The organism is Reyranella sp. (genome assembly GCF_044224635.1).
Taxonomy (GTDB): domain Bacteria; phylum Pseudomonadota; class Alphaproteobacteria; order Reyranellales; family Reyranellaceae; genus Reyranella.
Genome location: NZ_JBGAKA010000025.1, coordinates 98,684 through 110,393, shown reverse-complemented (window position 1 = coordinate 110,393; position 11,710 = coordinate 98,684). Strand labels below are relative to the sequence as shown.

The following is an 11,710-nucleotide window of genomic DNA, read 5'->3' as shown; positions in this document are numbered from 1 at the left end:
CCCGCCGGAATTCACCGGCGGGCGCGGCGAGGACGACAGCAGTTACTGGCAGCTAAGACATTCTTCGTAATCGTTGGATCGGGCCGGTGCCGCCGGCACGCCGAACGGCACCGGCCCGATCGGCGCCGAGGGGGCGTCGATTCTTGGCGCTGAAAGGGCAAGATCGCCGAGCGGCTGGGCGAGCGCTTCGCCCGCCACCGTCTCGGCGCGCTGGATGCTGAGCGAGCGGCAGTAATAGAGGCTCTTCACGCCGCGCTTCCAGGCCATCATGTGGATCTGGTGCAGGTCACGCTTGTGCACGTCGGCCGGCAGGAAGAGGTTGAGCGACTGGCTCTGGCAGATGAACGGCGCACGATCGGCGGCGTGCTCGACCAGCCAGCGCTGGTCGAGCTCGAAGGCGGTCTTGAACACCGCCTTCTCGTGGTCGTCGAGGCAGTCGAGATGCTGCACCGAGCCCTGGCTGATGGTGATCGAGGTCCAGGTCTCGTCGTCGTTCTTGCCCTTCTGCTCCAGCACCTTCTCGAGGTAGGGGTTGCGCACCACGAACGAGCCCGACAGGGTCTTGTGGTTGTAGACGTTGGCCGCCGACGGCTCGATGCCGGGCGAGGCGCCGCCGCAGATGATCGAGATCGAGGCGGTGGGGGCGATCGCCAGCTTGTTGGAGAAGCGCTCCTCGAAACCGAAATCGGCCGCGTCCGGGCAGGCGCCGCGCTCGCGCGCCAGCGCCTTCGACGCCGTGTCGCACTGGCCGCGGACGTGCTTGAACATCTTCTTGTTCCACACCTTGGCCATCACCGATTCGAGCGGGATATTGTTCTGCTGCAGAAAGGAGTGAAAGCCCATGACACCGAGCCCGACCGAGCGCTCGCGCAGGGCGGCGTAGGTCGCGCGCGCGAAGTCGCTGCCGGCATTGTCGATGAAGCCCTGCAGGACGTTGTCGAGGAAGCGCATCACGTCCTCGATGAAGGTCGGATGCTCGTGCCATTCGAGATAGGTCTCGAGATTGAGCGAGGAGAGGCAGCACACCGCGGTGCGCTGCTTGCCGTGATGGTCGACCCCGGTCGGCAGCGTGATCTCGCTGCACAGGTTCGAGGTCCTGACCTCGAGGCCGGCCAGCTTGTGATGCTCGGGCCGGGCCTTGTTCACGTGATCGACGAACACCAGGTACGGCTCGCCGGTCTCGATGCGCGCCGTCAGGATGCGGATCCACAGCGAACGGGCCGAGATCTTGCGCTGGACCGAGCCGTCCTTGGGGCTGACCAGGCCCCATTCCTCGTCGTTCTCGACGGCGCGCATGAAGGCGTCCGACACCAGCAGCCCGTGGTGCAGGTTGAGCGCCTTGCGGTTGGGATCGCCGCCGGTCGGCCGGCGCAGCTCGATGAATTCCTCGACCTCGGGGTGGTTGACCGGCAGGTACACGGCGGCGGAGCCGCGGCGCAGCGAGCCCTGACTGATGGCGAGCGTGAGCGAATCCATCACCCGGATGAACGGCACGACGCCCGAGGTCTTGCCGTTCATGCCGACCTTCTCGCCGATCGAGCGCAGGTTGCCCCAGTACGAGCCGATGCCGCCGCCGCGGGCGGCCAGCCAGACATTCTCGTTCCATAGCCCGACGATGCCTTCAAGCGAATCGCTGGCCTCGTTCAGGAAGCACGAGATCGGCAGGCCGCGCGAGGTGCCGCCGTTGCTCAGCACCGGCGTCGCCGGCATGAACCACAACCGGCTGATATAGTCATAGAGGCGCTGGGCGTGGCCGTCGTCGTCGGCATAGGCCGACGCCACGCGGGCAAACATCTCCTGGTAGCTTTCGCCCGGCATCAGGTAGCGGTCGGACAGAGTCGCTTTCCCGAAAGCCGTCAGTCGGGAGTCGCGGGAGGCATCAGTAACAACCCGTGCGCCGCTTCGAACCTGAACAACATCAAACATTTGCGGCTCCCCTTTTTGGTTTTGTCCACAGCTGTGGATAGAACACTCTGTGGAAGATACCTAGATGTTGGGCGACATCTGCCGCCCCCCACTATTCCTTGATGATACGGTTACGCGGTGCCTTGTCATCGCCATTTTTATTCGCTGCATGTGAATCTCAGGAATGGTGCTCTAACACACTGAAATATCGATAGAATACGGCATTGAAATTTTGTGTTCCGGGCATCCTGATTCCATTCGCAGATGCAGCATAGCATGAGAACAAAACGCGCTCTCCCGCGGAATCCAAGGGCCACAGACAGAAACCGCAGCGATTCGGCCCCCTCGCGCGAGCACGATGGTGGAAACGCCAGCGACCATGGGCACTTTTGCCCTCGTCGCTTAGTGTCGTCAGACCGTCACAGACAGACGTAACATCCACCGACGCTTCGGGAGGGAATGACCGACATGGCCATCGCGCTGGCGCCACCCCGCTTGAACCGCCTGGACGCCATCTGCACCGCCGCCCACGGCAGCGCCGGCGGTGAGGAGGCTGCCCGCTTTGCCCGCAGCCTGTTCGGCCGCATCGCCGAGAAGGACCTGGCGCTGGCCCCACCCGAGCAGCGCGCGGGGGCCGCCCTGGCCCTGCTCGCCTTCGCCCGCCGGCGGTTGCCCGGCGTCGCCAAGGTTCGGGTCTTCAACCCGTCCGAGGCCGACCACGGTTTCGACAGCCGCCATACCATTGCGCAGATCGTCAACGACGACATGCCGTTCCTGGTCGATTCGATCGCCAACGAATTCAATCGCCGCGAGATCGCCGTCCATCTGCTGGCCCATCCGGTGGTGGCCGTGCATCGCGACGTCGATGGCGACCTGGTGGGGTTTGCCGCCGACTCGGGCCGGGCGGCGCGCTTCGAATCGCTGATGCATATCGAGATCGATCGGCAGAATGATCCCGCCCTGCTGGACGAGTTGGCGGCGGCGCTGACGCGGGTGCTGGCCGAGGTTCGGCTGGCGGTCGAGGATTGGCAGGCGATGCGACACGCCTGTGTCGACGCCATTGCCGATCTCGCCGCCAGTCGATCGCCCCAGCTCGGCGAGTACGGCGATTTCCTGCGCTGGCTCGAGAACGACAACTTCACGTTTCTCGGCCATCGCCGCTACCGCTACGTCGACGATCCGGCACAGGAGTCCGGCCTTCGCTTCGATCTGGTCCCGGGCTCCTCGCTCGGCATCCTGAGGCGCGACGAGGTGCGCCTGTTCGAGGCCGGCCTGGGCGCCGGCGAAGCCATGAGCCGGGTGGCGCGCGGCCCGCACAACATCCTGATCCTGAAGACCGATCGGCAGTCGCTGGTCCATCGCAGCGGCGCAATGGATTGCGTGATCGTCAAGACCTACGACCAGGATGGCCGGGTGACCGGCGAGAGGCGCTTGGTGGGGCTGTTCACCTCGTCCGCCTACCACGCGTTGGTGCACGACGTGCCGCTGCTGCGTGGCCGGGCCGATGCCCTGCTGCGCCGGTCCGGCTTCGACAAGCACAGCCATGACGGCAAGGCGCTGCTGGCCATCCTCGAATCCTATCCGCGCGATGAGCTGTTCCAGCTCGAGGAAGACACGCTGTTCGACAACGTGATGGGCATCCTGCAACTGCAGGAGCGTCGCCGCGTGGCGCTGTTCGTCCGGCGCGACGCGGTCGGCCGCTTCGCCACCTGCCTGGTGCTGGTGCCGCGCGAGCGCTTCGATGCCGCCTTGAGCGCCCGCTTCGGGGAGATCCTCGAACGCGCCTGGAAGGGGACGGTGACCTCGGTCGACTCCGACGTCAGCAGCGATTCCGCCCTGGGCCAGTCGCTCTACACGCTCAAGCTCGACGCCAAGGACACGCCGACGCCGGATCTCGGCGAGCTGGAGCGCTCGCTCGCCGATGCCGCAACGTCGTGGGGCGATCACTTTCGCGCCGCCCTCCAGGCCGGCCTGGGCGAGGTCGAAGGCCGGCTGGCCGCGCGTCGCTGGGACGATTGGTTCCCCTCGGCCTATCGCGACAGCTTCGTTGCCGGGAGCGCTGTCGCCGATCTCGGCTTCGTGCAATCGACATTGGGCGGCCGGACCTTCGGCGTACGCCTGGAGCGCGAGCCCGGCCTGCCGCCGCATCGCTTCACCCTGCGCCTGTTCCATCCCGCCGAGCCGATCGCCCTGTCGGATATCCTGCCGCCCCTGGAGAGGCTCGGCCTTCGGGTGCTGAGCGAAGTGCCCTTCCTGCTCGGCGCCGGGGCCGAGGGGCCGGGGCCTGCCGTGGCCCTGCAGGTGCTGAGCGTCGAAACCATGGACAAGTCGGCCGTCGATCTCGACGCCGCCGGCCCGCGCTTTGCCGAGACTCTCGACCGGCTGTGGGCCGGCAAGCTGGAAAGCGACGGCTTCAACCGGCTGGTCCTGGGAGCGGGGCTGGCGTGGCGCGAGGTCACCATCCTGCGCGCCTTTGCCAAGTACCTGCGCCAGGCCGGAATCGCTTTCAGCCAGGATTACATGGAAGCAACGCTCGCCGCCTATCCGGTCTTCGCGCGCGGCTTTGCCGACCTGTTCGCCGCCCGTCTCGACCCGGCGCGCGGCGAGGCACGATCGACCGAACGCCTCGCGCGCATCGCGGAGATCGAGGCTGCACTCTCCGCCGCCTTCGACTCGGTCGCGACCCTGGATGACGACCGCATCCTGCGCCGTTTCCTCAGCGCCATCCGATGCACGCTCCGGACCAATTTCTGGCAGCGCGCCGCCGATGGAGCGCCAAAGGACTGGCTCTCCTTCAAGATCGACAGCCGCGCCATCGACGAGCTGCCGGCGCCGCGGCCGCTGGTCGAGATCTTCGTCTACAGCCCGCGCATGGAGGGCATCCATCTGCGCGGCGGGCGGGTGGCGCGCGGCGGCATCCGCTGGTCGGACCGGCGCGAGGATTTCCGCACCGAGATCCTCGGCCTGATGAAGACCCAGATGGTGAAGAACGCCGTCATCGTGCCGGTCGGCTCCAAGGGCGGCTTCTACGTCAAGCAGCCACCGGCTGGCGGCACGCGCGAGCAGATCCAGGCCGAGGGCATCGCCTGCTACCAGACCCTGGTGCGCGGCCTGCTCGACCTGACCGACAACTACGCCGACGGCGGCATCCGGCCGCCGGCCGATGTCGTGCGCCACGACGGTGACGATCCCTACCTCGTGGTCGCCGCCGACAAGGGCACCGCGACCTTCTCCGACATCGCCAACGCGCTCGCCCGCGACTATGGCTTCTGGCTCGACGACGCGTTCGCCTCCGGCGGCTCGGCCGGCTACGACCACAAGAAGATGGGCATCACGGCGCGCGGCGCCTGGGAGTCGGTGAAGCGCCATTTCCGCGAGCTCGGTCACGACATCCAGGTGACGCCGTTCACCGTTGCCGGCGTGGGCGACATGTCAGGCGACGTGTTCGGCAACGGCATGCTGCTGTCGCGGCAGATCAAGCTGGTCGCCGCGTTCGACCACCGTCACATCTTCATCGACCCGCTGCCCGATCCGGCGAAGAGCTGGGCCGAGCGCAAGCGGCTGTTCGACCTGCCGCGCTCGTCGTGGCGCGATTACGACAAGGCGCTGCTGTCGGCCGGCGGCGGCATCTACGATCGCTCGGCCAAGTCGATCACGCTCTCCGCCGAGGCGCGCACGGTCCTCGGCATCGAGGCGCCGAGCCTCACGCCGGCCGACCTGATGCGCGCCATCCTGACCGCGCCGGTCGAGCTTCTTTATTTCGGCGGCATCGGCACCTACGTGAAAGCCTCGAACGAGAGCCAGGCCGACGCCGGCGATCGCGCGAACGATTCCATCCGCGTCGACGCCGCGCAGCTCCGCGCACAGGTGATCGGCGAGGGCGCCAATCTCGGCTTCACCCAGCGCGCCCGCATCGAGGCGGCGCTGGGCGGCCGCCGCATCAACACCGATGCGCTCGACAATTCGGCCGGCGTCGACACCTCCGACCACGAGGTCAACATCAAGATCGTGACCGGCGCGGCGATCGCCGGCGGGCTGCTGGCGCGCGCCGACCGCGATGCGCTGCTGTTCTCGATGACCGACGAGGTCGCGGCGCTGGTGCTGCGGCACAACTACCAGCAGAGCCAGGCGATCAGCGTCGCCGCCGAGCAGGCCGGCGAGGAGCACGACCGGCTGGAGCGCTTCATGCGCGCCCTCGAACGGCAGGGCCGGCTCGACCGCACTGTCGAGTTCCTGCCGGACTCGGCAGCGATGCGCAGCCGTGGCCAGAGCCGCCAGTACCTGACGAGGCCCGAGCTCTCGGTGCTGCTGGCCTACGCCAAGATCGACCTCAACGACGAGATCCTGGCCTCCGACCTGCCCGACGATCCGCTGCTGGTCGGCGAGCTCCTGCGCTACTTCCCGCAGGCACTGCAGGACAAATACGCGCCGGCGATCCGCAACCATCGCCTGCGGCGCGAGATCGCCGCCCTTCAGGTCGTGAACTCGCTGATCAATCGCTGCGGCCCGACCTTCGTGCGCAACGTCGGATCGCGCACCGGCGCCTCGGCGGCGGCCATCGCCCGCGCCTTCGCCGTGGTGCGCGACGCCTGGAAGCTGCGCGACCTGTGGAGCGACATCGAAGGCCTCGACCAGGCGCTCAAGGCCGAGGCGCAGGTGCGCATGCTGGTCGCCTCGCAGCGCTTCCTCACCCGGGTCGTGCAATGGACGCTGCGCCGCCTGCCGCAGCCGCTCGACACCATGGCCGCCACCGAGCAGCTCGGCGCCGCGGTGAGCGCCATGGGCGACCTGCCGATCGGCCTGGTGGGCCAGGCCGAGAACGCGGCCCTCGCCGACCGGGCGGCAGTCTTCGAGGCGATGGGCGCACCGGCCGCGCTGGCCCGCCGCGCTGCGGCGCTCGAGACCCTGGCCGCTGCCGGCGACCTGATGCAGGCGGCGCGCGCCAACGACTGCAGCATCGAGGCGGCGAGCCGGCTCTACTTCCGCCTGGGCGAGCGGCTTTCTCTGGCGACGCTGGCGACCGCCGCGCTGAAGCTGCCGCGCGACGGGCAGTGGCCGGCGCAGGCGGCGCTCGCGGTCCAGGACGATCTTGCCGCGCTGCATGCCGATCTCCTGACCTCGGCCCTGCGCGTTGCCGCGCAAGCCGGCACCACCGACCCCGACGTGGTGCTGACGCGCTGGAGCGAGCCGCGCCAGCTCGCCTTCGAACGCATCGACCGGTTGCTCAAGGAGGATCTGCCGACCGCGGGCACGCTCGACCTCGCCATGCTGTCGGTCGCGATCACCGAACTGCGCAGCCTCGTGTAGAGCGGGATTGCTTCAAGCGAAAATCCTTACCCTGCGGCCGCTCCGCAGAGATCGTGATTAGAGGGCCGCGCTCATTTCCTGTCATCCTGAGTAAGGCACTTGCGAAGCAAGTGCCGTAAGCGAAGGATCTCATCGCCAGAAGTTCCAGAGCACACTCGTGGCTGGTGACGATGAGGTCCTTCGCTTACGGCACTTGCTTCGCAAGTGCCGTAAGCGAAGGACGACGAGAAAGCGGCCCTTCGGGCCGCTCCTCAGAGTGGGGATCCAGTGACACGCTACCGGCGCGGCGGCTCGGGCAGGCCGTAAAGATCCTCGACCAGCCGTCGCAGGTTGGCCTGTACCGCCCGCTCGTCGGCGATCCGCAACCGGTTCTCGTTGGTGATGGCATCGTTCAGCGAGGCGCTGCCGATGGTCGTTATCGTCTGGTTGTACAGCACGGCGCCGGTCTGGCTGTCGGTCAGGCGGTAGGCGACGGTCGCCGTGACGGTCATCGCAAAGCCGGCGTAAGGCCGCTCGAGGGTGAGCAGGGTAGCGTCGAGCCGGAAGTGGCCGCTCTGCGCCGTTCCCAGCCGCGCCGCCAGCAGCGTCTCCATCAGGGCCTGCTGCACCTGGGTGGCGCCGAAACGCGCTGTCCACGGCGTGCCGGTGTCACGGCCGACGCTCACCGGCGCGAGCGAGATAGCGTTGCGGTAAGCCGGCGCCGGGCCACGCCTGACATCGATGCCCGACAGATCGGCGGGCTGCAGCGTCAGATCGCTGCGGCTCGCACAAGCACTCAGCAGGGCCAACGCGACCAGCGCGGCGGTACCTGCGATTGGACGCACGCTGTGCTCCCGATCAGGTCGAGGGCTTCGCTGACGGCGGAGGCGAGGGGTCGCAGTCCTGCGCCAACGTCGGCACGGCGGTGGAGAGCAGGAGGGCGAGAGTCAGGCTGAGAAGACGGATCATGGGCGACTCCGGAAGCAGCGGAATTATGCCCCATCGAGCCGCAATCGACTAGACAGGAGTGATCTCTAGTTTGACGGCCGGCGGCTGCTTCATTTTCAGCCGCCTTGCGCGCAGCCGCCGCAAGATACCAAACGCCCGTTCCCGTTGCCTCTCCTCATGAAGGTTCCAGTCGGCGCATCGACGACGTTCAATCGAAAGTGCCTTTGTCATTGTAACCAAGGATTTCGTCGATCGGTCTGGAATCGTAGACGGGAAGGGCTTTCGCGCGTTCGATGATTTTGTAGATGGCCTGCCGGCGCCGCTCCCGATCTTCATCCTCATCCATTCTGCGGAGTTTCTCGACCACCGCCTGGTGCACGGCTTCCGTGATGCTGAGGTCCGTTCTCCTGGCCAACTCGCGCACGACCTGGTCGGTTTCACGGTTCTTGATGTTCAAAGCCATGTTTCTTCCATCAGCCCGGCAGGCCATTCAGGAAGTTTACCAGCAATCGATTGACCTCGTCCGGCCGCTCCTGCTGCACCCAGTGGCCGGCGCCCTCGATGATGTGACTGCCGACCAGACCGGGCAGCGTCCGCGGGAAAGCTTCCATTGTCGCCTTCGAGGCCGGGAAGCGCAGGACGCCGTCGCGGCTGCCGGCGATGAACAGCGAGGGCTGGCGGATCGGCTGGCCACGCCACGGCCCGCCGAGCTCCCAGTTGCGGCGGAGGTTGCGATACCAGTTGAGGCCACCGCGAAACCCGGTGCGCGAGAATTCCCGGGTGTAGTAGTCGAGGTCGGCTTCGCTCAGCCAGGCCGGCAACACGTCCGGATCGACGGTGTTGGCGAGCAGCGTGCCCGCGGTCAGCCGGGCGAAGCCCTTGCCTTTCTCCTCCATCTCGCCGCCGGCGGTGAAGTAGATGCGGCGCAGGGCGCTGCGGATGTCGGCCTGCAGCTCGGCCTCCGGCACGCCCAGCTTCTGGAAATACTGCAGGTAGAAGTCGTTGATGCCGAGCTTCTCGAGCGCGGTCAGGGCATCGACGTAACCGGGCGCCGCGTAGGGAACGCTCATGGCGCACACGGCGGGAAACAGGTCGGGCCGCCACAGCGCCGCGTGCCAGGCGACCGGCGCACCCCAATCGTGGCCGACGATCACCGCTCTGCTTTCACTCAGCGCCTTCACCAGCTCAGCCATGTCGCCGACCAGGTGATGGAGCGTGTAGTGCTCGATCGGCTCGGGCGCCTCGGTGCCGCCGTAGCCACGCATGTCGGGCGCGACGCAGCGATAGCCTGCGGCGCTCAAGGCCGTGATCTGATGGCGCCACGAGTACCAGCTCTCCGGCCAGCCATGGCAGAACAGCACCAGCGGCCCGCTGCCGATCTCGGCGTAGCGCATATGGATGTTGTTGACCTTGGCTGTCTTGAGCGTGACGCCCTGAAGCGGAGACATCGTGGCTTCCCCCGAGAAGAGTTTGTGACTTCGTCAGCGATAGTCGTCTGGAATGCGCACGGATGAAAGGTCCCGAACGCACGCAGGTGGACGCTCAATCTTCCTCCTCCCCAACTTCGCTGGGGAGGAGGATGAGAAGCGCGATCCTAGCCGCGCAAGTGCGCCGGGCGGGCGAAGCGGGCGCGGACCGACGCGCGGGCACCGAACAGCAGCGAGCCCAGGAAGAACAGGCTGGCGCACAGCACGATCACCGGGCCCGACGGCAGGCCGGCATGGAACGAGACCAGCAGACCGATCGCCGCCGAGGCGAAGGCCATCGGCGCGGCGATCAAGGTCATCGACCAGACCTCGCGCGCCCAGAACGAGGCGGCGACCGCCGGCAGCAGGATCAGGCCGAGCGCCATCAGGGTGCCCAGCGCCTGGAAGCCCGCCACCATGTTGAGCACTGCGAGCGCCAGGAAGAGATAGTGATAGAGCGCCCCGCGAATGCCCATGGCGGCGAGGAAGCCCGGGTTGAAGCATTCGACGACCAGCGGCCGGTAGATCGCGGCGAGCCCGACCAGCGTCGCCGTCGCCGTCGACACCACGAGGATCAACGCCGCGTCGTCGACCGCCAGGATGGCGCCGAACAGGATGTTCATCAGGTCGACCGCCGAGCCGCGCAACGACACGATCAGCACGCCGAGCGCCATCGCCGTGAGATAGGCGGCGGCGAAGCTCGCATCCTCGCGCATGCTGCTGAAGCGCGCGACGATGCCCGAGACCAGGGCGGTGGCGATGCCGGCCAGGAAGCCGCCGAGACTCATCGCCGGCAGGGAGAGACCGCCCAGGAGGAAACCCAGCGCCGCGCCCGGCAGCAGCGCATGCGCCAGCGCATCGCCCATCAGGCTCATGCGGCGCAGGATGAGGAACACGCCGATCGACGAGCCACCGACCGCCAGGGCCAGGCTGGCGACCAGGGCGCGGCGCATGAAGCCGAAATCGGCGAACGGCGCGATCAGGATATCGAACAGCACGAGTCGCTCGTCCGCGCTCAAGCGCTGAGACGCATCGGCGCTTCGCAGGTGTCGGCGCGTTCGTCCCACGCCTCGGCCATGGCGCGCGCCCGATGCAGGTTCTCGATCGACAGGACTCGTCCCGTCGGCCCGGCCTCGACGAGCTCGCGTGCCATCAGCAGGGTATTGGGAAAGTCACGCCGAACCTGGTCGAGGTCGTGCAGCACCGCCACCACCGTGCGCTGCTCGGCCCGCCAGCGCCTGATTACCTCCATGAGGTCGGCGACGGTGCGCGAGTCGATGGCGGCGAAGGGCTCGTCGAGCAGCACGAGGTCGGCATCCTGCAGCAACAGGCGAGCGAACAGCACGCGCTGGAACTGGCCGACCGACAGCGTATCGATCGGGCGGCGTTCGAAGCCGGCCAGGCCGACCGCCTCGAGCGCGTGCCGCGTGTCGTGGATGTCGTCGCGCGCGGCCGCGCCGAAGCCGCCGAAGCGCGCCCAGCGCCCGAGCAGCACTGTGTCGAACACCGAGATCGGGAAGCTGCGATCGATCTCGGCCTGCTGCGGCAGGTAGGCGATGCGCCGGGCGCTGCATTCGATGCGGCCTTCGACCCGCGGCGCCAAGCCCATCAAGGCCTTGAGCAGCGTGCTCTTGCCGGCGCCGTTCGGACCGACGATCGCCGTCATCTCGGCGCCGGGAATCTCCGCCGACACGTGATGCACCGCCGGATGACGGTCGTAGCTCACGGTCAGGTCGACCAGGCGAAGGGCGGTACTCACAGCGCCCACCAGGCCGCCAGCCACAACACGGCCGACACGAGCAGTGCAGCCGCGATGCGGCTGGCCGCACTCATGGCGAGCAAGGTCGTGCCGGGAGAAACAGGATCATGCATGAGGCAAGGTGGAACGCCGGAAAATCGATAAAAGAAGAGCCGTGGCGCGTAGTGTTATAATGTTGCGTTTCGTAAGTCCAGTCGACGTGGCTCTTCATTCTCCTCCCCAACCTCGTTGGGGAGGTGCCCCGTCATACGGGGCGGAGGGGTCATGAGCAGCGAGACTGGGGCTCATGACCCCTCCGTCCGCGATTACGCGGACACCTCCCCAGCTTCGCTGCAGCGAAGCTGGG

The 11,710-nt window shown here is 67.3% G+C and carries 7 protein-coding genes; 1 reads left to right on the top strand and 6 read right to left on the bottom strand.

Annotated features, from left to right (window positions below; all coding sequences use genetic code 11):
- Positions 1-42 precede the first annotated feature (42 nt).
- Positions 43-1,926, bottom strand: a complete 1,884-nt coding sequence (locus ACILR9_RS21530) for a ribonucleoside-diphosphate reductase subunit alpha (protein WP_395712007.1) — start codon at positions 1,924-1,926, stop codon at positions 43-45.
- 438 nt (positions 1,927-2,364) lie between these two features.
- Here ACILR9_RS21530 and ACILR9_RS21525 point away from each other — a divergent pair, with 438 nt between their 5' ends.
- On the top strand, positions 2,365-7,212 hold the full coding sequence (locus ACILR9_RS21525) for an NAD-glutamate dehydrogenase (protein WP_395712006.1): 4,848 nt from the start codon (positions 2,365-2,367) through the stop codon (positions 7,210-7,212).
- Between the two features lie 275 nt (positions 7,213-7,487).
- On the opposite strand, the gene ACILR9_RS21520 is transcribed toward ACILR9_RS21525, so the two are convergent.
- The 5 genes from ACILR9_RS21520 to ACILR9_RS21500 form a co-directional block, all read right to left on the bottom strand.
- Positions 7,488-8,036, bottom strand: coding sequence for a hypothetical protein (locus ACILR9_RS21520; protein ID WP_395712005.1), 549 nt, complete (start codon positions 8,034-8,036; stop codon positions 7,488-7,490).
- A gap of 311 nt (positions 8,037-8,347) precedes the next feature.
- Entirely contained in the window at positions 8,348-8,602 is a 255-nt protein-coding gene (locus ACILR9_RS21515) for a type II toxin-antitoxin system VapB family antitoxin (RefSeq protein WP_395712004.1), read from the bottom strand.
- Positions 8,603-8,612: 10 nt separating this feature from the next.
- Complete coding sequence (locus tag ACILR9_RS21510) at positions 8,613-9,587, bottom strand: alpha/beta fold hydrolase (protein WP_395712003.1); 975 nt, start codon at positions 9,585-9,587, stop codon at positions 8,613-8,615.
- A gap of 146 nt (positions 9,588-9,733) precedes the next feature.
- Entirely contained in the window at positions 9,734-10,558 is an 825-nt protein-coding gene (locus tag ACILR9_RS21505; protein ID WP_395712014.1) for a metal ABC transporter permease, read from the bottom strand.
- Between the two features lie 62 nt (positions 10,559-10,620).
- Positions 10,621-11,364, bottom strand: a complete 744-nt coding sequence (locus ACILR9_RS21500) for a metal ABC transporter ATP-binding protein (protein WP_395712002.1) — start codon at positions 11,362-11,364, stop codon at positions 10,621-10,623.
- Positions 11,365-11,710 lie beyond the last annotated feature (346 nt).